We start from the raw sequence: 24,118 nt of genomic DNA, 5'->3' as shown, positions 1-24,118 counted from the left end.
GCGGCGATGGCAGCACGCCCACCCGGCGGCGGATCCTCGGAACCGGAGGCGATCGAGTTCGGGATCGCCGTGCTCGACGCCCGGATCGAGGAGGCTGGCGTGTCGTTCCCCGCGACGAGCGAGGAGATCGTCGGCGCGCTCGACGACCCCGAGATCCCGTACGACGCCGCGGGGCGAACCGTTTCGATCGACGCGGTGTTCGACGAACTCCCCCAGCGGCGGTTCGAGAACGAGACGGAACTGCTCGACGCGGTGTACCCCGTGTTCGACGAAAAGCGCCGGACGAGCGGCGGCGTCTTATCGACCCTGCGCGACGCGCTACCGTTCTGAGACCGTTCTCTGGCGTCCCCTCACCGGGGCGACTGTCCGGCGTCGGCCTCCTGTTCGTCTGATTCGGTGTCGAACCGCTCGATAACATCGTTGACCAACACGACATCGCCGACGGCGCGCACCCAGCGGTACGGGACGATGACACCCGTGTTCCGCTCGACGCGCCCGGCGAACAGTTCGTGGTTGAGTTCGGCGAGCGCGAGTCCGGTCACCGCCTGTGCGTCCAAGTCGAGGCGCACGTCCTCGATCTCACCGACGAAAACCCCGTTGTTCGAGTACACCTCACGGCCGACGAGCGACGTGATCTCCTGTGGAGCCGCGTTCATATCAGATACGGTCACGAGCGCGCCTAATAAGCGTTCGTTGTCGAACGACGCCCGTCAGACGCCGGGACGAGCCGCGGCGCAGATAGACGTTCTTACTCCCGCGGCGCGACCAACTGGACCGGGTGCATCGGCGCGTCCCCGAGCAGCGCGTCAATCTGTTCGGTACAGGACGTGCCGGCGGCGACGACCGTCCGGTCGGTGTCGCCGAACTGCTCTCTGATAGGCTCGCCAACGTCCATGCTCAGTTCGTAGTAGTCGTGTTTGTAGCCGAACGAGCCGGCCATCCCGCAGCACTCGGTGTCGGAGACCCGCACGTCGTAGCCGAGCCGCTCCATCACCGCGGTCGCGTGCTCGCCGACGCCGATCGTCCGGGCCTGACAGTGCGGGTGATACGCGACGCGCGCCCCGGACGCGACAGGGCCGGTCCCCTCGGCCGGCGCGCGCAGCGCGGCGGGATCGCCGCCGTTGTCTAACAGGCCGAAGAGGTACTCCATCACGTCGTAGCTGGCGTCGGAGAGCTGCTCGTGGGATGCGGCGGGCAGGAACTTCTCGTACTCGCGGCGGAACATACCGAGGTCGCTCGGCTCGATGACGACCACGTCGCTGCCGGCGTCGACGTGGCGCGCAAGCCCGGCGTACACGTCTTCGGCTTTCGCTTCCGCCGTCTCGACCATACCCTGCGAGAGCGGCGGACGACCGCTTCCCGGCAAATCGGGAATCTCGACGTGTACGTCGAGCGCCTCCAGCGCGCGCACGGCCGCCTTCCCACGCTCGACGTCGACGTAGTTTGTCGCGGTGTCCGGGTAGAGGACGGCCTCGCGGCTCGCTTCTTCGGTCGGGACGGCAGATCCCCCTCGGGAACCGAACCAGTCGACGAGTGACTGACTCGCGAAGTCGGGGAGGTCGCGGCGGCGGTCGATCCCCGCCACCCGTTCGCCGAGCGCCCGCAGCGGGCCGAGGTCCGCGAGCCGATTCGCGATCGGTGCGGTCCGACTCCCCCACTTCGCGAGCGTCTCGTAGTTGCCAACGATCCGGGTCCCGATGTCGAGGCCGGCCGGCTCCTCGTCCGGCACCAGCTCCTCAAACATCCAGTCGACTTGGCTCCGGTCGGCCTCGCCGCGGTTGATCCGGTCGCGGACGACCGTGTTGATCCACGGAATGTCGATCTCGACGGGACACGCCGGGACGCAACGGGAACAGCCGGTACAGAGGTCGTTGAACTCGGCGGCGGTGTCGAGCCCCTCGATGCCAGCCTCCCAGCCGGTGGCGATGCCCCCGGAGTACGTCTCGCCGCCGAAGGCGTGGCCGCCGACGCTCTGGAAGTTCCCGCAGGAATTGGAACAGGCGGAACACCGGATGCAGTACAGCGTCTCCTTCAGCTCCTCGTCGTCGCGCATCGCCAGCCGACCGTTGTCGATCAACACGAGGTGGAAGTCGCGGTCGTCGCCGGAGCCGTCGGCGAGGGGGTCGTCGTCGTTCTGGAAGTCCGGCACCGGTGAGTCGATCGTCGGCGTGAGCGTCGAGATGTAGGAGGTCACGTCCTGGCCGGTCCCGGAGCGGCCGATCAGCTCGACGAAGGGGGCGAACTCCTCGACGCTTGGGACGATCTTCTCGACGCCGGCGACCGCGACGTGGGTGTCCGTCGCGGTCACCGTCTTCCGGGCGTTCCCCTCGCTCGTGACCAAGAGCATGGTGCCCGAGTCGGCCGCGATGAAGTTCGCGCCCGTCATCCCCACGTCGGCGTCCTCGATGAGTTCGCCGAGGCGCGCGCGGGCGAACATCGTCAGTTCCTCTGCGGTCTCCGGCGGGTCGTCCGGGTCGAACCGCTCTTCGAACAGCTCCGCGATCCCCTCGCGAGATTTGTGAATCGCCGGCGCGACGATGTGCGACGGGGCCTCGTCGGCCAGCTGGAGCACCCACTCGCCGAGGTCGGTCTCGATCACCTCGACGCCCTCGGCTTCGAGCGCCTCGTTGACCTCGATCTCCTCCGAGGTCATCGACTTCGATTTTACGAGGCGGTCGGCGTCACGCTCGTCGGCGGTCAGCTCCGTGATGTAGCGGTTGGCGTCCGCGGCGTCGTCGGCGACGTAGACGGTGCCGCCGTTGGCCTCCACTGTCTCTTTGACCTCCTCGATCAGTTCCGGGAGCCGCGCGATCGCGTCCTCTTTTATGTCTCGTGCGGCCCCCTTCAGCTCCTCGTAGTCGTCGAGCCGCGACGTAGAGTCGTATCGCCCCTTGTTGAATCCGCGGGTGTTCTCGGCGACCGCGTCGCCCTCGGTCGCCATCAGCTCCCGGATCCGATCGGCCTTCGCGGCGTCGCTACTCATCGGCTTCCTCCGCCTCGGCCTCCAGTCCCTCGTCCGTCGCCTCGCCGTCCGCCGCCTCCTCCCGAAGCAACACCACATGGACCTCCTTCGGGCCGTGCGCGCCGTGGACGAGCCCGCCCATGTCGGCGGTCGCGCTCGGGCCGGTCGCGAACACCACGTCGACAGACCCCTCGCGGGCCTTGGGACCAAGCCAGTCGAAGGCGTCGGGCATGTCCGGGACGAGGTCGCGCTCGCGGAGGACGACGACGTGGCGGTCGACGAAGAGGCTCACCGGCTCGGTGCCCGCGGCATCGGCTTCGATCGCGACGCTGCCGTACTCGGCGACGCCCAGTTCGGCGTCGGTGACGCCGGTGTGTGCCGCTCGTAGATCCGCTGTCGTCGGCTCCGTCTCGATCCCGTCGGGAAGTGGCGCGTCAGAGACGCCGACGGCCGGGTCGCCTGCGGCCTCGGCTATCAGATCTCGGCACGCGCTCTCGGGGCCCTCGCTGACGGTGACCCCGAGATCGTCGAGCCGACGTTTGAACGTCGATCGGTCGGCGAGTGACATACCGGACGTTCCGAGGGGACGCATATGGGTGTTATGCCGATCGTTCGTGACTGATTCCGAAACCCGTCGTTCGGCCGTCAGTTCCGGCGCGGTCGTCTCGCCGACGTCAGGAGGTTTTTGACCGTTCGACCGTGACAGATCTGCATGGCAACTAACACGCCGGACCCGCGGGACGGGGGGGACTTCGATTACACCGGGGGATCGGTCGATAGACCGGACCTCGTCGACGCGCTGGACCGCCGGGTCGACGGCGACGTGCGGTTCGACGAGTACTCGAAGCGGCTGTACGCGACCGACGCCTCGGCGTACGAGGTCACCCCGATCGGCGTGGTGATTCCCGAGTCGACCGCCGATATCGCCGCCGTCCACGAGTACTGCTTCGAGGAGGGGATTCCGGTGCTCCCGCGCGGCGGCGGCACGTCGCTCGCGGGCCAGACCGTCAACGAGGCGGTCGTCCTCGACCTCTCCGGCGAGATGGACGCGGTGATCGAGACGGACGCGGAAGCGGCGACGGCCCGCGTGCAAGCCGGCGCGTACGTCGGCGATCTCAACGCCGCAGTCGAGTCGGACGGACTGAAGTTCGCGCCCGACCCGGCGTGGCGCGACAAGTCCGCCGTCGGCGGTGCGATCGGCAACAACTCCACCGGGTCGCACTCGCTGAAGTACGGGAAGACGGACCACTACGTCGAAGAACTCGAAGTCGTGCTCGCGGACGGCACCGTGACGACCTTCGGCGAGGAGCGGGTCGACGACCTGCGCGACTCTGCGGACTCCGAGAGCGACGACCTCCTCCCGCGGATCCACGCCGAGATCGTGCAGATCCTCGACGAGGAAGCGTCGGAGATCGACGAGCGCTACCCGGAGATGAAACGCAACGTCTCCGGCTACAACCTCGACCGGCTGCTCGCGGAGTACCGCGGCGAGTACGGCGAGGAGGGCGTCGTCAATCTCGGCCGACTCATGGCCGGCAGCGAGGGGACGCTCGCGACGGTGACGGAGGCGACCGTCTCACTCGTGGAGATTCCCGAGACGAAGTCGGTCGCGCTGCTCACCTACGACGACCTGTTGGACGCGATGGAGGACGTGGCTCCGATCCTCGAACACGACCCCGCCGCCGTCGAGGTAATGGACGACGTGCTGCTCGGGCTCGCGGCCGACACGCCGGAGTTCGCGGACGTGGTCGACATGTTGCCCGACGGGACCAACTCCGTGCTCTTGGTCGAGTTCTACGCCGAAAGCGACGCGGAAGGGCGACAGAAGGTCGCGGACCTCGTCGCCGATCGCGTTGGGACGGCGGCCGAGGGCGGCCCGGAGACGATCGAAACGCCCAGTGCGGGGGCCGCGGAGGAGACGAGCCAGCCTCGCCGCGCCGTCGACGCGATGGAAGCACACGACCCCGACGACCGCGAGCGCTTCTGGAAGATGCGAAAGTCCGGGCTCCCGATCTTGCTCTCGCGAACCACGGACGAGAAGCACATCTCCTTCATCGAGGACTGCGCGATCCCGCCGGAGCACCTCCCCGAGTACACCCGCGAGTTCCAAGAGATTCTCGACGACAACGACACGTTCGCGACCTTTTACGCGCACGCCGGTCCCGGCGTGCTCCACATCCGTCCGCTGATCAACACGAAGAACGTCGAGGAGGTGGACGCAATGGTCGACATCGCGGACCGGGTCACGGACGCCGTCGTCCGACTCGGCGGGTCGGTGTCGGGCGAGCACGGCGACGGTCACGCGCGGACGCAGTGGAACCGGAAGCTCTACGGCGACGACCTGTGGGATGCCTTCCGCGATCTGAAGACCGCGTTCGATCCCGACTGGCTGCTCAACCCCGGGAACGTCTGCGGCGACCACGACATGAGCGCGGATCTCCGATTCGACTCGGAGTACGAGTACGACGAGGGGTTTGACCCCGCGCTCGAATGGGCCGTCGACAACGGGATGCAGGGGATGGTCGAACTCTGTCACGGCTGCGGCGGCTGCCGCGGTCCACAGGAGACGACCGGGGGCGTGATGTGTCCGACCTACCGCGCCGCAGACGAGGAGATACAGGCAACCCGCGGACGCGCGAACCTGCTCCGTGGGGCGATGAGCGGAGAACTCCCCGAGGATCCTACGAACGACGAGTTCGTCACCGAGGTGATGGACCTGTGTGTCGGCTGTAAGGGGTGTAAGGTCGACTGTCCGAGCGGCGTCGACATGGCGAAGCTGAAAGCCGAGGTCGAGCACGCCCACCACGAGGAGCACGGGGTCGACCTCCGGACCCGGCTGCTGGGGAGCTTCGAGTCGCTCGCTCCTCTGGGGTCGAAGCTCGCGCCGCTGTCGAACCTCCCGAACAAGCTGCCGGGCGCGGGCGTGATCGGCGAGAAGCTCCTCGGCGTCGCCAGAGAGCGGAACCTCCCCACGTTCCGGTCCGAGAGCCTCACCGACTGGTTCGAGGCCCGCGGCGGGGCGGGCGTCCCGCGCGCTGAGGCCGACCGCGAGGTGTTGTTGTTCCCCGACGTGTACACGACGTACACGAACCCCGGTGCCGGCAAGGCCGCGGTGCGCGTGTTGGAGGCCGCGAACTGTCACGTGCGGATTCCGGACATCGACGGCAGCGGTCGGCCCCCGCACTCGAAGGGGATGTTAGAGAAGTCGCGCGCGACGGCGAGAGACGCGGTCGAGACGCTCGCGCCCGAGGTCCGAGCGGGCAAAGACGTGGTGGTCGTCGAGCCGACCGACGCCGTCATGCTCCAGTCCGACTACCACGACCTGCTCGACGGTGACGCCAGTCCGGTCCCCGACGACGACGTTGCGGCCGTCTCGGAGAACACCTACGGAATCATGGAGTTCGTCGACGCTCACCGCCTCGACGAGACGCTGACGCTCGACGTGCCGACGGAGTCACTCACGTATCACGGCCACTGCCACCAGAAGGCGACGAAGAAGGACCACCACGCGGTGGGGGTGCTCCGCCGCGCCGGCTACGGCGTCGACCCGCTCGACTCCTCGTGTTGCGGGATGGCCGGATCCTTCGGCTACGAGGCTGAGCACTACGCGATGAGCAAGGCGATCGGCGAGACGCTCTACGAGCAGGTGGACGCGAGCGACGGGGACGCGGTCGTCGCGCCCGGAGCCTCCTGTCGGACGCAGCTGAAGGACCGCGACGGCGACGCCGACGAGCCGCCGCATCCCGTCGAAAAGCTGGCGGCGGCGCTGGCGTAGTCGGCTCCGGCGGCATCGACCGGGCGGCGATCCGTCACTCCGGAATCTGTCGGACGTTCGGCGTCGCGATCGGAACCGATCTCGTCAGGCGTCGCCATCGAAGCCGGTCCCATTCGAACGGGGGTCCGAGCCGGCGTCCGCGACCGCGTCGCGCTCCCGCTCGCGGCGACGGTCCAGAAGCTGCCGAACTCCCTTTCCGGGACCGCCCTCGATCGGCCACCCGTTCGTGCGCCACTGCGGCGGTTCGGGCGAGAACTGCGGGCACGACCCCGAACACTCCCGGGCGGTCGGGAGTTTTTCCTTGGCGGTACAGTAGGGCACCAGCGCGCGTCCCTCTCGACGGAGTTCGAAGCCCCGACAGTCGGGCCGCATCGTGTCGTGAAACGACCGCCATCCCTTCCCGTACGCCCGCTCCGCGATCTCCAGTCGGCGGATCGTCGCCGCGTCATCTCGGGAGCGGCCCGTCGGCGACAGATCGCTCGGGTGCCACGCCACGTCGCCGCTCTCGACGTCGACGCCCGCGGAGAAGTCTGTTGCGAGCACTCCCGCCTCAACGGGCATCTCGCGCAGCAGGGCGCGCTCTATCCGGTCGCCGGTCGTCTCGGTCGCGAGCCAGACCTCGTCGGCGAGGGCGGTCTCCACATCGTGTGCGAGCTGGTCGGCGAGCCTGTCGGCCGCGCTGGCGTCGAGGTCCGGCTTGTTCTCGACCGCGACGATCCGCTCGACCCAGTCCGGATACGGTCGCAGCCGACGGATCTGTATCCGGTTGCCGTCGCGGCGCGTCTCGATCAGGTCCCGACCGGCGGCCCGGTGGATCGCCTCTCGGACGTATCGCCACGGGTAGCCGGGGTCGGGGAGCGCGTCGCGGTACCACGCCCAGTCGGCGGGCGCGTGCCGGACGACGTGGAGGAGGTCCGAGCCGATGGTCTCGTCGCCGAACCTCCGGCGCGCCGCGAGCGACGCGGGGTCCACCTCGACGACGACGGTGTCCCAGCGGCGCTCGCGGGTGCCGAGCTGGCGGGAGACGATCGCCGGACGCGGACCGTCTCCCGGATGCCACGCCAGTTCGGCGTACCGACAGACGAGGAGTTCGTAGCCGAACTCGGCGTCCGGAGTCACGACTCGGGAGTCGGCTCCGGCGGATAAAAACGGTCCGCCCGACGCGGTTGCCGCGGTCGGTCAGACGTACTCGTCCGTCTCGTCGTCTTTTCGCTCGTCGAGGTACTCGTGAGCGTCTTCGAGGATCTCGCGGGGGCCGTCTTGGGTGATCGTGTTGATCGCCTGGTCGTAGTCGCGCCACTGCAGGTCGCGGTGTTCGTTCGAGATCTCGGCGCTGGCCTCGAACGAGCGCGCGATGAACAGGTGAACCGTCTTGTGGATGGTGTTGCCGTTCGCCTCGAACACGTAGTCGTACTCCTCGCGGAAGCCGTCTATCAGCCGGAAATCCTCGATTCCGGCCTCCTCGCCGACTTCTCTGATCGCCGTCTGCTGAAGCTCCTCGTCCCCCTCGACCCCGCCTTTCGGGAACTCCCAGTCCCCCGGTCGGCTCTTCAGGAGCAAATACTCCCGTTCGCCGCGGGTGTCGCGGAAGAGGATGGCTCCAGCGCTTGTCGCTTCGACCGTCATTAGCGTCAGGTAAGCAATCACCCCTAAAGAGGGTGTCGGACTCACGAACCCACCGACCGTTTCAGCCGCCATCGGCGGATTTGCGTGCCCAGCAGCAGCCGATGTGTGTCCGTTTTTTAGCGCCTCCCCCCGAGCCAGACGATCCACCACAGATAGCCAGACAGGTAGGTGCGCTTTTAGCCTTCGGGCCACCACACATGCACAACCCCCATGACCTTCGTCACGAAACTCTCGTTCGCCTCCGGCGACCGAGACGTGTTATCTGAGACCGTCCAAGAGCTGAAGACGACTCTTGAACGCAAGGGCGCGGAGTGTAAAGGGCCGCACGCCACGCCAGCCGAGAAGCTCAACGTGCCACTATATAAACAGCTGCGCGCCGGCGACGAGTTCTCGCCGTGGAGCTACGACGTGTACAAGCGGTCAATGGAGATCCACGGCTCCGACGACATCGCCCGCGACGTGGTGGCGCGCGACTTCCCCGACTCGATCCACGTCGAGGTCGAGGTCGACCAGAAGAAGCCGCTCGGGCACCGGCGCGACTAGAATTTAAGCCCCATCCCGGCCACCAGGTACGTATGCCAGTCCACGACGGCGACGAGTACTGCGCGTTCCGCCGCGACCTCCACCGGCACCCGGAGCCCGCGTGGTGTGAGTTCTACACGACCTCCCGGATCGTCTCTGCGCTCCGCGAGCGGGATCTGACCGAACTACATGTTGGTCCCGACGCGCTCGCAACCGGCGATCGGATGAACGTCCCCGCCGACGACGAGCTCGCCGAGTGGGAGGCTCGCGCCCGCGACGCCGGCGCGGATCCCGCGGTCCTCGATCGGATGACGGGCGGCCACACCGGGTGCGTCGCCGTCGCGGAACGCGGCGACGGCCCCGTGGTCGGCCTGCGCGTCGACATCGACGCGCTGCCGGTCACGGAGTCCGACGAACAGTTCCACCTCCCCGCGAGGGAAGGGTTCCGCTCGGAGACCGAGGGGTACATGCACGCCTGCGGCCACGACGCCCACGCGACCATCGGGCTGGCGACGCTCGACGCCGTCCTCGATTCGGCGTTTTCGGGCACGCTGAAGGTGTTCTTCCAGCCGGGTGAAGAACAGGTCGCTGGCGGGCGACCGATGGCCGAGTCCGGTCACCTCGACGATGTCGACTACCTCTACGCGGTCCACGTCGGGTTGGATCACCCCTCCGGCGAGATCGTCTGCGGGATCGACGGGTTCCTCGCGGTCCGGCACTTCCGCGCCGACTTCACGGGCGAGTCCGCCCACGCGGGAGCGCGACCCGAGGCGGGCCGCAACGCGGTACAGGCGATGGCCGCGGCGATCCAGAATCTCTACGGAATCCCCCGACACGCGGACGGCCCGACCCGAGTGAACGCCGGACTGGTCGGCGGCGGCACGGCGACGAACGTCATCCCGGCAGAGTCGTACATCGAGGGTGAGGTCCGCGGTGCGACGACCGAGTTGGCCGAGTACGCGTCCGAGCACGCGGATCGAATTCTCACCTCGGCCGCGGCGATGCACGACTGCGACGTGGAGATCGCCACGAAGGGCGAGGCTCCGAGCGCGAAAAGCGACGACGCGCTCGCCGACGTGATCGGCGCGGTCGCCGCTGGCGTCGAGGGCGTCACGTCGGTCCGCGACCGCGGCGACCTCGGCGGCTCCGAGGACGCGACCTACATGATGCAGCGGGTACAAGACCGCGGTGGACTCGCCTGTTACGTTGGCGTCGGGACGGACCACCCGAGCGGACACCACACGAGCGAGTTCGACGTCGTCGAGGCCGACATCGAGATTGGCGTCGACGTGCTCGCCGGCGCGATCCGGCGTGTCGGTGACGGAATCGGTGGGGCGAGCTAGCCACATGATCCGGGGGATATCGAGCCGCCGTGGCGGTAGGTTTAGGCGTCGCGAGCCCCTTCTGTCCGGGTATGGAGGCCGTCCTCTGGTACGTGCTCACCGGGACCCGCGGCGGCCCGAATCGAGTCCGGATTCTCCGGGCGATAGACAAGCGCCCGCGGAACGCGAACCAGCTCGCAGACCGACTCGATTTGGACTACACGACGGTGCGACATCACTTAGACGTACTCCGCGACCACGACGTGGTGACACGCACCGGTGATGGCTACGGGACGGTGTATTACCCTACCGAGGGAACCCAGCGCCACTGGGACCTCGTCGAGGAGATCGCGGAGGGACGACCGCTGTGAGCGATTTCGTTCCGACGGCGGGAGCGGCTCATCGGAGGCGACTACTGCGATGCCGTGGATAGATGTCGCGCGGATCAGCGTCGCTCTCAACGTCGCGATGCTGTTCGCGCTCACGTACATTTGGGCGCGCAACTACCTCACAATCCGGTCGAAACACGCGGCCGGGCTGGCGGTGTTCGGCGGGCTCTTGCTCGCGCAGAACGCAATCTCGGTGTATATCTACTCGTTTCATCCGGTGTTGTCCGGCTGGTTCGCCACCGACATGCCGCCGCTCGCGTGGCGAGCGGGAGTCATCGTCCACGCGCTACAGACGCTCGCGCTCGCGTTCCTGCTGTGGGTGACGTGGGATTAATTGGGGAAAATTCGGACCGCAGCCCGATCGCACTCAGTACTTCGGGTCCGCGCCGGTCGTCTCGTACACGCGGTCCATGATCGCGTCGCGCTCGCTCGTCCAGTTTGCCATCGCGGCCGGACTGGTCGGGTACGAGTCGTAGTGGTCGAGCAGTTCGTCCGCGAGCGACTTCGTCTGATAGAAGTTCCGGATGGTTCCCCAGTAGCCGAAGCTCTGGATAGCCGCCTTCACCTTCAGCCCGAACGACATCGATGTCGACCCCTCGTACAGCGCCTCGGCGAGCTTCTCGCCCGGCAGCGACGCGAGCAATCCCATCAGGTCGTCGACGTCGACCGCGGTCGAGAGGACGTTGTACACGTCGAGGCCGGCGTAGCGCCCGCCGAAGTGGTCCATGACGCGCGTGTTGTACCGCCAGAGGTTCTCCTCGCTCACGTCGCCGTCGGCGATCGCCTTCACCGCCTGTTCGCCGGCGTACTTGCCCGCGTACGCCGCCCCGGCGATGCCGCCGCCGGTGGTGGGATTGACGTGCCCGGCCGCGTCGCCGACCGCCATGTATCCCGGTGCGACCGCGGAGTCGTACGGGCGGCGCGTCGGGAGGGCGGCACCGAGCTTGTCGCGGACCTCCGCGCCCTCGAACTCGGGGCGGTTCCGGAGGTCGCGTTTCAGCGCCTCGACGAGCTGCATCGGCTCCTCGTTCATCTGGAAGCCGAGCCCGACGTTGATCTCGGTCGCGGTCCGCGGGAAGTACCAGAGGTAGCCCGCGGCGCGGTCGGTGGCTTTGAACACTAAGGCGTCGTCCCACTCCACCGGCTCCGGCACCTCGACGATCTCGCGGTAGGCCGAACAGAACTGCGAGTACCGCACGTTCGTGTCGAACGTCGTCTCCGAGAAGTCTGCCTTGTCCTGAAGCAGCGACAGCGACCCGGCACCGTCGATGACGACGTCCGCCGCGTACGTTCTCGGCTGGCCCTTCCGTTTGGCCCGCAGTCCGGTGACGCGGCCGCTGTCGGTCTGTATCACGTCGTTGATGACGGTGTCGTAATGGAAGTCGACGCCAGCGTTTTCGGCCCCTTCGATGATCCGACGGCCGTACTCCCAGCGGTCGATGACGGCGAGTTCGCCGGGAACGGGGATCTCGAGGACCGTGTCCTCCTGTGGGATCTCGAAGCGCCCGTGGTCGACGCCGGTGTTGGTGAACGCCGGTTCGAGCTGCGATTTCGGGATCGCCTCCGGGAAGGCGTCCGCGCCCTTCAGCGCGTCGCCGCAGGCGATGTGGCCCGCCTCCTCGGCGTCTTTCCGCTCGACGATCACGACGTCGAGCCCCTCGTTCGCGATCGTCGCGGCCGCGTAACAGCCGGCGGTGCCAGCACCCGCCACGACGACGTCGTACTCGTCGATGCTCATACCTCGTGCGTGGTCGCCCCGGTGGCAAAACTCTTTGTTCCCGATTGAGTCCCCTCGGCGGCGACAGAGGCGTCTACTGCCGCCGTCGACGCATCGGTCGCGTCGAGCACTGGGTCGCCCGGCGGCCGCGGTATCACACGACGCCAACGAGCCCGAACAGCACGTCGAGCAGGTCGACTAGCTTCTCGGCCGACGCACTCGGAACGCCCGCCGCGCCCGAACCGTCAAGGGATTCACCGCTCGCCGCGAGGCGCTCGATCCGCCCCGCCTCTCGCTCCCACACGAACCGCCCCAGCGCCAGCGCAGTCGCGGCGAACGCGACCGTCGCGAGCAGCCGCGAGATCGTGAGAAGCTTCAGCAAAAGCGGAACGAGGAGCACGAACGTCACTCCCGCGACAACGGACGTGACGGCCGTCTGCAGCGCAGCGCCGTCGGTCCCGATGTCGACGAACCCACCAGCCGAAAGAAGAACGAACCCGCCCACTGCGGCGGCGAGCACTCCCCAGACGCCGACCGCGAGCAGTCGGACGTTGCCGTCGTATCCGCCGCTGGCCGCGTCCGACATGTCGTCGTGGACCCATGGGTTGCGCATGGACCACTTCGTTCGTCCGAGCATATAGAGTTCGTTGCAGCGAGGTGAAACGCGACCCGCCCGCAGCGACGACCGCTCGCGAGCCGCCGGACCCGCTTCCGCGGCGTCCGCGTCGCGTCCGTTACTCCGCGACATTCGTCTCTCGCACGCGAACGCCCTTGCGCGCGAGGTGTCGCATCTGCCGCTGGGCGAATTCCTCCTCGCTCGACCCCCGCGTCGCGAGCACGTAGACGAGCGCCGATCCCGAAGGCCGCATGGTGCGCCCGGCGCGCTGTGAGCCCTGTCGGCGAGAGCCACCGAGTCCGCTCGCGACGACCGCCAGTCCGGCGTTGGGGAGGTCGATCCCCTCGTCGCCGACCCGAGAGACGACGAGGGCGTCGAGACCGTCGTCGGTGCCGGCGGCGTCGGGGTCGTCATCTCTGTCAGTGCCGGCGGTGACGCGGTCGTCGTCGCTGTCGGTGCCGGCGTCGCTGCCCGCGCGGAACCGACGGAACAGTTGTCGGCGCTCGCGGTGAGGGGTCTCGCCGCTGACGAACGGCACGTCGAGCGCGTCGGCGATCACCTCGCCCTGATCGAGGTACTCGACGAAGACGAGCGCCTTCGCGTCGCGGTGGGTCGCGATCAACGAGCGGATCTCGTCTATCTTCGCCGGATTCTCTGCGGCGAGGCGGCGGCGCTCGCGACCGTCTGCGCTCGCGTACTCGTTTCGCGCCAGTTCGTCGCGCCACGGGACGTACCGTATCTCGACTTCGGGCTCCTGCACGAAGCCGGCGTCGAAGAGGGCGTCCCAGTCCGCGCCGATCGGCTGGCCGATCAGGGTGTAGATCTCCTCTTCGGACCCGGATTCGCGGACGGGAGTCGCCGAGAGCCCGAGCCGGTGTTTGCTCTGTAGCTCCGCGGTACGCGAGTACACCGGAGCGGTGACGTGATGGCACTCGTCGAAGCAGATCAGGCCCCACTTCCGGGAGTCGAACAGGCTCCGGTGGCGGTCCATTCCGGCGATCTGGTAGGTCGCGATCGTAACCGGTCGGACCTCCTTCGTTCCGCCGTGGTACACGCCGACATCGGCGGGGTCGATCGTCGAGTGCGCCGCGAGTTCGGCGCGCCACTGGTCGGCCAGCTCTCGGGACGGGACTAGAATGAGCGTCTCGCCGCCGACAGCCGCGATCGTCGCGATCGCCGCGACGGTCTTTCCCGATCCCGGCGGACCGACGTACACCCCCGAGCGGCGGTCGAGAAACGTCTCGACCCACGTCTCCTGATAGTCTCTGAGGTCGGTGGTGAGTTCGATGTCGACCGGGTCGCCCGTCTCTAGGTCGCGGTCGTCTTCGACCGGATAGCCGGCGTCGTAGAGCGCGCGCTTCACCGCGGCGACGGCGGATTCGTTCACCCACGCCTCGGTCTCAGATATCGGCGCGCGGAGGTGGTCGTCGTCGAGGTGCTGATCGGCGACGTTGCCCAGCAGATTCTCGTTTGCGGCTTCAAGCACGACGTAGCCGTCCTCATGGGAGTACAGCCGGAAGCGGTGCGCGCGCCGCCACTGGTCGCGAATCCACTCTTCGAGGTGCTCATACCGGCGGGGGAGCACGGAGCGGAGGCTCGCGATCAGCGCGTCGGCGTCCTCAAACGGCGCGGCCCAGACGTCTTCCTGACGGATCCGGTAGAGGTACCCGCGGGTTCCGGGTTCGGTCCCCGTCGTGTCGACGAGGTACGCGAACTGCGAGAGTCGGGCGCGGGTGAACTGCGTCGATCGGTCGACGACGATCTCGCGTCGATCCGGAAACGCGACGATGCGCTCACGGGTCGCCAAGCGACCCCAGTCGGACGGATAGAAGACGACCGGGTCGGTCTCGACGTCGATCCGATCGACGTCACCGCGGTCGACGAGCGTCGCGAGGGCGTCGCGGGCGGCCGCCTGCGTGGTTCCCAGTCGCCGCGCGACCTCGCTCGCGGTTGCGACCGGTCGCTCCTCGGCTTCGAGCGCCTCGTGAAACCGGTCGAGCGAGAGGTCAGCGGTGGCTTCGTCGTCCCTGACGGACGGATCGTCTCCGGCGGCATCACTGGACGGTGGATCGTCTCCGGCGGCATCACTGGTCGGTGGATCGTCTCCGGCGGCGTCGCCGGTGTCGTCGGTCATCGGTGAGGCTTTGGCCGCGACGCGGAAATGGGTAGCGTCAGCGACCGGATCGCGAAGCGGCCGAAAGGTAAGCAATCGACGCGTGAAGCGGTCGACGCGTGAAGCGGTCGATCGTCGGGCGCTACCGACCCACAGACCGGTCCTGACATCGGCGAGACGTGATCGCCTCTTTCGAGCGGAACCGGCAGCCACAGGCGGTACAGCGGACGAACGGATCGCCGGGGGCGGTTTCGAGGCGATGGTCGCCAACCTCGAAGGGGCGCGTCACGACGCGCGGCCGAATCCGGTCCGGGATCGGCGATGACGCGGACTCGCTCAGTGCGGTCCGCACGGTGATCGTGTCAACGTCGACCGCGTCCCAGCGCGAGGCGTCGAGAGCGGCCTCGCGGTCCGCCACTTCGGTCCAGCCGGTGACGACGACCGGCGAGTTCGTCTCGGTGTCGCCCACGACGACGACGAACCGGACGCCGCTGTCGACGAGCGCGAACCGCCAGCCGTCGGTGCGATTCCAGCGCAGTTGGCCGCGCCGGATCGCGTCGCTAACGATCCGCGTCGAGACGTACCGACCCGGCTGTTCGAGCCGCTCGCGGAAGTGGTCGGTCAGCGCGTACAGCCCCGGGTCCCGCAGCGGCGGGTCCTCAGGCGTTCGAGCGACTGCATCTCTCGACGGCTCGGCTCCCGATGGCCGGCGCTCGCCGGGATACGGGTGGGAACGAGAGCGAGACCGACGCCGCTGGGGTGCGCCCGGCCGCGAGTCCGCCGGCGAGTCGTCCCGCCGCGTGTCGGGAGTCGCGGGAGCGGCCGTGGAAGCGGTCCGACGATCCGTCGATCCGGGCCCGAGGGGCTCTGCGTCCCCCGACCCGCCCTGTCGGGATGCCACTGACTACGTGTATAGAGTCCGCTCTTAAGTGTGTTACGGCGACACACGAAGTTCGCACCGCGGCGCGGCGTCTCCGTCCCGCGATCGGGACCGTCCGTGAGGCTCCGATCTCCCGATCAGGCCCGTTTCGCTACCACTCGTCCACAAGACGTATCTCGTGGCCGCGAGAGGCTACCATATGAACACGGACAACACCCTCCTCAACGCCGTCATCGGCGCGGTCGCGACGATCGGTTTCTCGTTTCTCGGAATCTCGCCCATAATCGGCGGCGCGATCGCGGCGTACCTTGAAGGCAGCGAAAGCGAGGACGGCGTTCGGATCGGTGCGCTCTCCGGGTTGATCGCCTCGCTTCCGGTCGCCGTGATCCTCGCCGTCGCGCTCGTCTTCCTCCCCCTGACGGGAGACGTCGGCGTCGCGATCGGCGGCTTCGTCCTCGTACTCGCGGTCGTCGCGATCGCCGTCGGGTTCACTGTCGCGTTGAGCGCGCTCGGTGGCCTCATCGGCGCGTATCTCAAAGAGAACGCGTAGCCGCCGTTGCTCGACAACGCTGCGGGATCGAACATCACCGGCACGCGATGCGACCGCCGCCGCGTCGGGATGACAAGGACTAACGCCCGGCACCGTCGAGTCCGGTACATGTCAGCCGACCTCGCCGAGGCCGCCGAAACCGCCGTCGAACAGTGTCTCAACGTCGCCGCGGGCGAGTCCGTCGTCGTGGTCACCGACGACAGTCGCGAGGCGATCGGCGAGGCGCTGTACGCGGCCGCGACCGCCGTCACCAACGACGCGACGATCCTCCGCTATCCGCCCGCAGAGCAGCACGGAACCGAACCGTCCGCACCGGTCGCAGCCGCGATGGCCGAGAGCGACGCATTCCTTGCGCCGACCGCGAAGAGCCTGAGTCACACGCGCGCTCGGGGGGCGGCCTGTGAGGCTGGCTCGCGCGGCGCGACGCTCCCCGGCATCACGGAAGACGTGTTCACGACGGGGCTCGACGCCGATTACGCCGCGATCGACGCCGCCTGCGACGAGATGATGGAACGGGTCGGCGACGCCTCCGAGATCCGAGTCACCGCGCCCGCCGGCACCGACATCACCGTGCAGATCGGCGACCGCGAGTGGCTCGCGGACACCGGCATGGTCCGCGATCCGGGCGACTTCTCGAACCTTCCGGCCGGCGAGGTGTTCGTCGCCCCGGAGACGACCAGCGGGACGTTCGTCGTCGACGGGACGATGATGCCGCACGGCCTGCTCGATCCGGACCAGACGCTGCGGTTTGAGGTCGACGACGGGCTCGTCACGGCCATTGACGACGACGCGGTCCGGGCAGACGTCGAGGCCGCAGCCGAATTGGTCGGCGACGCAGCCCGCAACCTCGCGGAACTCGGGATCGGAACCAACGTCGGCGTCGAGCAACTGGTCGGCTCGGTCCTCTTAGACGAGAAGGCGGCCGGCACGGTCCACATCGCAATCGGCGACAACGCCGGCATCGGCGGCGACACCGACGCGCCGATCCACCTCGACGGGATCATCCGCAACCCGACCGTCTACGCCGACGGCGACGAGGTGGAACTGCCGACGGCCTGACCGTCTCGTCGTCTCGCTTCCGCCGTGTACGCGTTTCGCGCTCCTGTTCACCGAGAGCGACCTCACTCCCGTTTCGCGAGCGCGACGCCCGCCGCGTCGCGGACGCCGATCACCTGGTGTCGCCAGCCGTCGCCGGCGTCGACGCAGAGCGTGCCGGCCGCCGTGACTGCAACGGCAACGCCCGGGCCGTAGCCGAGCGCGACTGCCTCCTCGTCGACCGGGAGGGCTGTCTCGCGCCACGCGTCTCGGTCCCAGCCGCCAGAGCCGGCATCGTCGCGTACGAGCAGGTCTCCGTCCACGACCGCCGTCGCGTGGCCGTCGCCGTCGGCCGCGACCGCGGTCGCGTCGCCCTCCTGTACCGTCATCCAGCCGTTTCCGAGCCAGTAGAGGCCGGAGGCGGTCGCGGCGAGCGGCATTCCCGTGCCCGCAACGTCGCGTGCGTCGTCGAGGCCGACCGACGCGAGGGCGTATCCCGTATCTCCGGCCGACGCGGCCGCGCGATCACTCGTGACGCGGTGGATGCCGTCCGCGGCCGCGACGAGCGGACCGTCGATCGCGCGCGGCTCGGAGACGGTGCCAACCCGTGTCGTCGTCGCCGAGAGCGTCGTCGAATCGCCGTCGATCGCGACCGCATCGTTCGCGTCTGCATCGATCGTGTCTGCACCACTCGCGTCTGCACCGCTCGCGACCGCCTCACCCGCATCCGATCCGGGCGTCGTCTCGATCGCGACGCGATCGATCCCGCCGTCTGCGGTACCGACGAGAAAGGCGTCGTCGCGTGCGTCGTCGACGCCGAGCGCGACGGTCGGTTCGTCGGTGACCGTGACGAAGTCGACCTCGTCGCCGACCGGAGCGACGCGGAGCCCGTCGGCGGATGCGACGCCGATGAGAGCCCGATCCTCGCCTCCCGGGAGCACGGCGATGTCGCGGGCGGGTTCGCGCGCGACCATGTCGAACGCGCCGATCTTGTCGGCTGAGAACGCGACTCTGACGATCCCTGTCTCAGTGGCGACGAACGCGTCCGTTCGACCCGCGTTTCCGGCGTACACGCGCTTTTCTTCGATCGAGATGTCGTCTTCCGCGGGTGCCATCGGCGGGGGCTTCGGCGGGGGGAGGCATAAGCCCCGCGTGGACTATCCTCTTCGAAGTGCGGATCCGCGTTCGCGACGGGTCGGCATCCCGGCAGTTCCGATGCGCATTTGACCGGCGGCCGCGTGATCGTATCCGTGCAATCGGTCGTCGCCGAGTTCCTCTCGCTGCTCGCCGAGGTTGCTCCGCGGCTGACGCGCATCACGGCGTTCATCGCGGCCGGGGTCTTCGCCGCGAACGTCGCGGTCGCGTTCGGCCTCGTCCGCTACGTCGCCGGGCTCGCCGGGTGGCTCACCCGTCCCGCCAACCTCCCGGACGAGGTCGGTACGGCGATTCTGACGACCGCGGCGTCGACGACCGCGGGCTACGCGACGCTCGCCGAGTACCGCGACACCGGACTCCTCGACGACCGCGCCACGCTCGTCGCGGTGGTCATCAACACGTTCTTCGGATTCGTCCAGCACGTGTTCACCTACTACGTTCCCGTGATGATACCGATCCTCGGCACCGAGATCGGTATCGTGTACGTCTCGGCGCGCGCCGGCATCGCGCTTGCCATCACGGTCACGGGCGTCCTGCTCGGCGGGCTACTCCTCTCAGAGCACAATGTAGATCGTACGGCCCTCGCGAACGTCGACGCCGACGGAGCCGAAGACGACGACCGCGACTCCCGCGAGCGCGTCCGCGACGCCGCCGAGAAATCGTGGTCGACGCTCCGGCGGATCGTCCCGCGGCTCGCAGTCGTGTACGTCCTCGTGATCGGACTCGTCACGAACTACGACGTGGGTGCGCTGACGAGCGTCGCCGAGCCGGTCACGGGCGTGCTCGGACTCCCCGGAGAGGCGATCCCCGTCATCGCCGTCTACACGCTCGACACGACCGCCGGTGCCGTGACGATCGCCGGGGCGGAGCCGGGGACGTTCACCACGCGAACCGCGGTCGCGACGCTTCTCATCGGCGGCATCCTCTCATTCGCCGTCTCGACGTTCCGGCGGTCGATCCCCTTCCAGTACGGGATCTGGGGTGCCGAGTTCGGGACGAAGGTGATCGCCGTCAACACCGCGTTGAAGCTCCTCTTCATCTCGCTCACCGTCGCGGTACTGCTCGCGCCGGTGTGGTGATCGCCGCCGCGACAGCACGCCGCGCGTCGCACGAGTACACGCCTCCGCGCGCCTGACGCCTACCCCGATTTCCGCATCGGCTGTGCCTCCCCGTACGTGAGCGTCCGCCAGACCCACTCGACGGGGCCGAACCGGTAGCGGCGCAGCCAGAGCACCGATAAGGCGATCTGGACCGCCCACACGATGAGGACGAGCGCGTACTGCTCGACGCGACTCACGGAGCCGAACAGCCCGAGCCCGTGGCCGTAGAATATCGTGGTCGCGATGACGGTCTGGAGCAGGTAGTTCGTGAACGCCGTCCGACCGACCGCGGCGAGCGCGTTCGTCACGGGACCGTCGGATCGGCGGCGGGTATAGAGGGTGACGGCTCCGAGATAGCCGCCCGCGAGGAGGAGGCTCCCGACGTAGTTGAACTGTCGCCAGTACAGCGCCGCGCCGGCGCTCCAGTCGTTGGCCTCGATGTACGCGACACCGGCGACGACGAGTGCGAGGCCGACGACGCCGCCGCCGACGAGCCACCGATAGAGCCGGTCCGACCGCTCGCCGGTCAACACCCCGTTCCGGTACAGCGCCATGCCGAGCAGCATGACGCCACCGATCCGCCAGAAGCTCGATCCGATGAATCCGGTGGTCTGCCGCTGGAACGAGGAGGAGACACGATGGCTCATCTGTTCGATCCAGCCGCCGCGGTACGTGGCCACCTCCTGACGGAGCACGGATTCGGGCGGCATCCACTGGCCGGCGATCGCCTCGCCGCCGACGGTGACGGCCGCGAACAGTTCTAGAAGAGGGACGAACGCGAGGAAAACCACCGCGAGTCCGGCAAGCCGTTTCGCGTCCCAGTCGCGCAGCGTGACGATGAAGAGCCCAGAGAGTCCGTACGCGACGAGAATGTCGCCGTACCAGAGGAGGTACGCGTGCAGGAGTCCGATCGCGATGAGGATCGCGGTCCGACGGTAGTGGAGCCGCACCGCGTCTTGGCCCTTCTCCTCTTTGCTCTCGACGAACAGCAGGACGCCCGCGCCGAACAGCGCCGAGAACAGCGTGATGAACTTCGACTGGGCGAACACGTGCCCGGCGAACCACGCCCAGTAGTTCGCGCCGGAGAACTCGCCGTAGACGGTCGAGTCGGCGTAGATATTCGGATTGAGCAGCGTCTGCTCCGGCATCGCAAACACCCAGACGTTGATGAGGAAGATGCCGAGCAGGGCGAAGCCTCTGAGCGCGTCGAGGCTGACGATCCGTTCGGAGGGCGGCGTCGGTCCGGCGTCGCGTGTCACGAGTTGGCTCGGAAGAGGGCCCACAGGACCGAATAGGTTCTGGTAGCGAACAGACCACACGGACAAAAAGAAACCGCTAGCCCCGGAGCGCATCGACCGGTGATTCGTTGGCGGCCTTCCACGCGGGATAGACCCCGCTCAGAACGCTTGCGACGAGGGCAAACGTGAATCCGTATAGGAGATACCTTGAACTCGACCATCCCAACGCGAGGACCGGATCACCGACCAACACGTAGAAGATCACCAATCCGACGGCAAGAGATCCAGCAGCTCCGAGGACCCCACCGACCGCACCCAAGAAAGCAGCCTCGGTGAGGATCATACGGAGCACTTCTCCGCGGCGTACTCCCACAGCACGCAACACGCCGATCTCTCCACGTCGCTCGATGGTACTCATTAACATGACGTTCAAAATGGCGACGCTGGCCACGAACAGCGAAATCGAGCCGATACCGAGAAGCGCAAGTTCTAATGTATCAGTAAACGATGTAATATCTTCTTGCACGCTCCCGTACGTAGTCACGCTGAGAATTTCCTCGTCTTCGTCGTTGAAGTAGTCCTCGATCGAGTTTGCAGCCTCAGTCGCGGCATCCCCGTCTTCAGCGATAACAGTGACAGAGTCGTAGTAGTCCTGTTCATTAAGTGCCGACAGGGGAAGCACGAGTTCGCCACCACCATCCGGACCGAATCCACTATCTGAAGCGATGAACCCGCGAACGCGGAAGATCTTCCCCTCGTACTCGACGGGATCACCTATCTCGAGTCCGAGCGTCTGTGCAGTGCTTTCCGAAATGAGGGCCCCAGTTTCGAGGCGCGTGGGTTCGTCACCAACTGCAATCTCGTACAGCGGTGCGGCGTTCGTCACGCCGGTCACCTGTACATTCGCTTCTTCGCCGTTCCGTGCGGAAAGCTCCGTGCTATTCGTTTTTTGCGGGATAACCGTCGTTCCAGGTGCGATGTTCCGGACCGTTTCGACCTGTTCATCTGTGATACCATCCGTATCGATATCGTCACCGGGAGAGATACTCGCTTCGTCTGTGAGGCCGCCAAGGCTTGAGGTCGCCTGTTGTTCGAGCGCCACACCAGCCATCCCGAGCGACGCGATTGCGATCACGCCAATCACGATGCCGAGCACCGCAAGCGCAGTCCGAGTCCGGTTACGTCCCAGATTCCGCCACGCCATGAGAACGCTCGGAAAACGACGGAGGACGCTTGCAAGCCCCATCACTGGACCACCCCATCAACGATACGGACGACCCGGTCCGCATATTCCACTAACTGTTCGTCGTGAGTGATCGAGACAACCGCGATGTTCTCCTCTCGTTTCAGTCGCGTTATCTCGTCGAGAACCGTGCTCCCAGTGTCTTGGTCGAGGTTTCCGGTCGGCTCGTCCGCAAGCAGGATATCTGGCTCGTTGATGAGCGACCGTGCGATAGCGACCCGCTGCTGTTGGCCACCAGAGAGCTCGTCGGGTGTGTGGGTGAGTCGGTCACCGAGTCCGACTCGTTCTAACAGATCGACAGCGCGCTCCCGGCGATCGACATCAGTGTCCCACATCGATGGTAACTCGACATTCTCTTCGGCCGTGAGCATTGGAAGCAAGTGGAAGTCTTGGAAGACGAACCCGAGCTGCGACCGACGCTCCTCCGTTCGTTCGTCTTCGCCAAAATCAGTAACGTTGCGACCGTCGAGGAATATCTCACCCTCCGTCGGCGTGTCTAGGAGACCGATCATGTTGAGCATCGTGCTCTTTCCACTCCCTGACGGGCCGGTCACGACGACCATTTCACCGCGGTCGGCATAAAAATCGATATACTTCAGCGCTTCGATCGTCTCAGCCCCGGTATCGTACCGCTTGAGCACATCGTCAAGCTGGATTACGCTCATTCGCGGTTCCACAGATAGAATCCGGCACCTCCAAGACTGACGATAACCAGTAATCCAACGACGATTGGAAGTATCGGTAGTCCGGGCGGATCCTGTCCAGTGCCAGTAGAGGTGGCCTCTGGCTGATTCTGCCCTGCTGTGCCGGTGGTAGTGTTGACGGACGAAACATCAATCGTCTGTGTCAATGTGACACGCTCATTATCAACAATATACGCGATCTCGATCGGAACGGTGTCGCTCTCAATGTTTGCCGTAAGTTCGAACGTCGCGAATTCACTAGCGTCGACGGAGCCGACGAAGTACTCGCCCGACCCGCCAGAGGGAGAGATACCGTCCGTGTCTGGTATGCTGACGAGAACGGATTCGACATCGGTGCCTCCGACATTCGCTGCCTCTCCGTCGATCGATGTGGCCGATCCACTTCCCGTTACGTCGATACCGGTCAGCCGGATCTCCCCCGCGACTTCCTGATCGAGGGTGACTGTACGAGTCGTTTCGTGTCGGTCGCCGCGCGCAGTATATGCCGCCATAAACGTGACGCTGTCCGTTCCGTACTCTCCCGTATCGAATGTCACCGAGTCGGCTTCGTTGGGATCGACATCGAAAGCGTCTCGACGATCACGCACCGCGTCGTCCACCGAAGCAGTTATTTCGATGTCGGAAAGTTCGACGTTCCCGTAGTTGGTGAACGAGACCGTGGTCTCGTCAGAGTTGTTCGTCGTCGCCGAGAGCCCGCCGTTGATATCGAGTTCCTGAACGTCGACCGTCACAGGACTGTAGTATGCACGGAGATTTCCGCCGGCGGCGCGTTCAGCAGAGACATGTGCCTTGAGATTTTTCTGCCCTGCCTCCTCGAAGGTGCTCGTCATTTGGACGGTCAGGCTACCGCCCGGTGCAAGCGAGCCGATGTCTTCAACCCGCTCGTAGTGTTCTTGGTTCGTTCGAAGCATGATACTTGAGACATCGACGACACCGTTGCCGCCTTCTTGATTCGTCACGGTGACGTTGAACGTGACCGTCTCACCGACGACCGGCTCTTCTGTTGAGGATTCCACGGATACAGTAACACCCTGCTCTTGGGCGGAGACCACGGTTGCACCGCCGATCGCCGCGCTGGCGAGCATGAGTACCGCGAGAAAACCCGGAAGGAGTCGGCGAGCCTTCATCGGGCCACCATCCGTTCTGACGTAGACTGATGTTGCAACTGGAG

23 protein-coding genes are annotated in these 24,118 nt (G+C 66.8%); 9 read left to right on the top strand and 14 right to left on the bottom strand.

All coding sequences use genetic code 11. The annotated features are described in order from the left end of the window. Positions 1-6: 6 nt before the first annotated feature. Entirely contained in the window at positions 7-330 is a 324-nt protein-coding gene (locus tag NO887_RS11750) for a hypothetical protein (protein WP_256418477.1), read from the top strand. Positions 331-350: 20 nt separating this feature from the next. On the opposite strand, the gene NO887_RS11745 is transcribed toward NO887_RS11750, so the two are convergent. The 3 genes from NO887_RS11745 to NO887_RS11735 all read right to left on the bottom strand — a co-directional run bounded on the left by NO887_RS11745 (position 351) and on the right by NO887_RS11735 (position 3,530). Beyond that, on the bottom strand, positions 351-656 hold the full coding sequence (locus tag NO887_RS11745) for a PRC-barrel domain-containing protein (protein WP_256418476.1): 306 nt from the start codon (positions 654-656) through the stop codon (positions 351-353). 92 nt (positions 657-748) lie between these two features. Then, on the bottom strand, positions 749-2,983 hold the full coding sequence (locus NO887_RS11740; protein WP_256418475.1) for an LUD domain-containing protein: 2,235 nt from the start codon (positions 2,981-2,983) through the stop codon (positions 749-751). Further along, entirely contained in the window at positions 2,976-3,530 is a 555-nt protein-coding gene (locus NO887_RS11735; RefSeq protein WP_256418474.1) for an LUD domain-containing protein, read from the bottom strand. The genes NO887_RS11740 and NO887_RS11735 overlap by 8 nt, the downstream gene beginning before the upstream one ends. 144 nt (positions 3,531-3,674) lie before the next feature. Here NO887_RS11735 and NO887_RS11730 point away from each other — a divergent pair, with 144 nt between their 5' ends. Beyond that, a complete protein-coding gene (locus NO887_RS11730; RefSeq protein ID WP_256418473.1) occupies positions 3,675-6,737 on the top strand; it encodes an FAD-binding and (Fe-S)-binding domain-containing protein in 3,063 nt (1,020 codons plus the stop codon). Positions 6,738-6,821: 84 nt separating this feature from the next. Here NO887_RS11730 and NO887_RS11725 read toward each other — a convergent pair whose 3' ends face one another. Both NO887_RS11725 and NO887_RS11720 read right to left on the bottom strand, forming a co-directional pair. After that, positions 6,822-7,856 carry a DUF5787 family protein gene (locus NO887_RS11725; RefSeq protein WP_256418472.1) on the bottom strand — a complete coding sequence of 345 codons (1,035 nt, stop codon included), beginning with the start codon at positions 7,854-7,856 and terminating at the stop codon, positions 6,822-6,824. Positions 7,857-7,916: 60 nt separating this feature from the next. After that, positions 7,917-8,363: a bis(5'-nucleosyl)-tetraphosphatase gene (locus NO887_RS11720; RefSeq protein WP_256418471.1), complete on the bottom strand. Its 447-nt coding sequence runs from the start codon at positions 8,361-8,363 to the stop codon at positions 7,917-7,919. Between the two features lie 210 nt (positions 8,364-8,573). Between NO887_RS11720 and NO887_RS11715 the strand changes: the two genes are divergently transcribed. From NO887_RS11715 to NO887_RS11700, 4 genes are all read left to right on the top strand, one after another. Continuing rightward, positions 8,574-8,906: an uS10/mL48 family ribosomal protein gene (locus tag NO887_RS11715; protein ID WP_256418470.1), complete on the top strand. Its 333-nt coding sequence runs from the start codon at positions 8,574-8,576 to the stop codon at positions 8,904-8,906. A 32-nt stretch (positions 8,907-8,938) separates the two neighbouring features. Continuing rightward, on the top strand, positions 8,939-10,228 hold the full coding sequence (locus NO887_RS11710; protein WP_256418469.1) for an amidohydrolase: 1,290 nt from the start codon (positions 8,939-8,941) through the stop codon (positions 10,226-10,228). A 71-nt stretch (positions 10,229-10,299) separates the two neighbouring features. Continuing rightward, positions 10,300-10,578, top strand: coding sequence for a winged helix-turn-helix domain-containing protein (locus tag NO887_RS11705; RefSeq protein WP_256418468.1), 279 nt, complete (start codon positions 10,300-10,302; stop codon positions 10,576-10,578). 49 nt (positions 10,579-10,627) lie between these two features. Continuing rightward, positions 10,628-10,930, top strand: coding sequence for a DUF8036 family membrane protein (locus NO887_RS11700; RefSeq protein ID WP_256418467.1), 303 nt, complete (start codon positions 10,628-10,630; stop codon positions 10,928-10,930). 33 nt (positions 10,931-10,963) lie between these two features. On the opposite strand, the gene NO887_RS11695 is transcribed toward NO887_RS11700, so the two are convergent. From NO887_RS11695 to NO887_RS11680, 4 genes are all read right to left on the bottom strand, one after another. Then, on the bottom strand, positions 10,964-12,334 hold the full coding sequence (locus NO887_RS11695; RefSeq protein WP_256418466.1) for a geranylgeranyl reductase family protein: 1,371 nt from the start codon (positions 12,332-12,334) through the stop codon (positions 10,964-10,966). Between the two features lie 133 nt (positions 12,335-12,467). Continuing rightward, a complete protein-coding gene (locus NO887_RS11690) occupies positions 12,468-12,926 on the bottom strand; it encodes a hypothetical protein (protein WP_256418465.1) in 459 nt (152 codons plus the stop codon). A gap of 121 nt (positions 12,927-13,047) precedes the next feature. Next, positions 13,048-15,063: a DEAD/DEAH box helicase family protein gene (locus tag NO887_RS11685; protein ID WP_256418464.1), complete on the bottom strand. Its 2,016-nt coding sequence runs from the start codon at positions 15,061-15,063 to the stop codon at positions 13,048-13,050. A gap of 121 nt (positions 15,064-15,184) precedes the next feature. After that, complete coding sequence (locus tag NO887_RS11680; RefSeq protein WP_256418463.1) at positions 15,185-15,943, bottom strand: hypothetical protein; 759 nt, start codon at positions 15,941-15,943, stop codon at positions 15,185-15,187. A 178-nt stretch (positions 15,944-16,121) separates the two neighbouring features. Here NO887_RS11680 and NO887_RS11675 point away from each other — a divergent pair, with 178 nt between their 5' ends. Both NO887_RS11675 and NO887_RS11670 read left to right on the top strand, forming a co-directional pair. Next, positions 16,122-16,472: a DUF5518 domain-containing protein gene (locus tag NO887_RS11675; protein ID WP_256418462.1), complete on the top strand. Its 351-nt coding sequence runs from the start codon at positions 16,122-16,124 to the stop codon at positions 16,470-16,472. Positions 16,473-16,580: 108 nt separating this feature from the next. After that, positions 16,581-17,531, top strand: a complete 951-nt coding sequence (locus NO887_RS11670) for an aminopeptidase (RefSeq protein ID WP_256418461.1) — start codon at positions 16,581-16,583, stop codon at positions 17,529-17,531. 62 nt (positions 17,532-17,593) lie between these two features. On the opposite strand, the gene NO887_RS11665 is transcribed toward NO887_RS11670, so the two are convergent. Further along, positions 17,594-18,622, bottom strand: coding sequence for an HVO_0234 family beta-propeller protein (locus NO887_RS11665; protein ID WP_256418460.1), 1,029 nt, complete (start codon positions 18,620-18,622; stop codon positions 17,594-17,596). A 135-nt stretch (positions 18,623-18,757) separates the two neighbouring features. Here NO887_RS11665 and NO887_RS11660 point away from each other — a divergent pair, with 135 nt between their 5' ends. Then, positions 18,758-19,741 carry a nucleoside recognition protein gene (locus NO887_RS11660; RefSeq protein WP_256418459.1) on the top strand — a complete coding sequence of 328 codons (984 nt, stop codon included), beginning with the start codon at positions 18,758-18,760 and terminating at the stop codon, positions 19,739-19,741. A 59-nt stretch (positions 19,742-19,800) separates the two neighbouring features. On the opposite strand, the gene NO887_RS11655 is transcribed toward NO887_RS11660, so the two are convergent. The 4 genes from NO887_RS11655 to NO887_RS11640 all read right to left on the bottom strand — a co-directional run bounded on the left by NO887_RS11655 (position 19,801) and on the right by NO887_RS11640 (position 24,074). Then, entirely contained in the window at positions 19,801-21,021 is a 1,221-nt protein-coding gene (locus NO887_RS11655; protein WP_256418458.1) for a DUF418 domain-containing protein, read from the bottom strand. Positions 21,022-21,097: 76 nt separating this feature from the next. Continuing rightward, positions 21,098-22,246, bottom strand: coding sequence for an ABC transporter permease (locus tag NO887_RS11650; protein ID WP_256418457.1), 1,149 nt, complete (start codon positions 22,244-22,246; stop codon positions 21,098-21,100). Further along, the gene (locus NO887_RS11645; RefSeq protein ID WP_256418456.1) at positions 22,246-22,908 is read right to left on the bottom strand and encodes an ABC transporter ATP-binding protein; all 663 of its coding nucleotides are present in this window, start codon (positions 22,906-22,908) and stop codon (positions 22,246-22,248) included. The genes NO887_RS11650 and NO887_RS11645 overlap by 1 nt, the downstream gene beginning before the upstream one ends. Continuing rightward, a complete protein-coding gene (locus NO887_RS11640; RefSeq protein ID WP_256418455.1) occupies positions 22,905-24,074 on the bottom strand; it encodes a CARDB domain-containing protein in 1,170 nt (389 codons plus the stop codon). The genes NO887_RS11645 and NO887_RS11640 overlap by 4 nt, the downstream gene beginning before the upstream one ends. Between the last annotated feature and the right edge of the window lie 44 nt (positions 24,075-24,118).

The sequence above is a fragment of the Halorubrum laminariae genome (assembly GCF_024494655.1).
Lineage (GTDB): Archaea > Halobacteriota > Halobacteria > Halobacteriales > Haloferacaceae > Halorubrum > Halorubrum laminariae.
The sequence above is the reverse complement of the archived record's forward strand: the minus strand, read 5'-3'. Positions and strand labels throughout refer to the sequence as shown.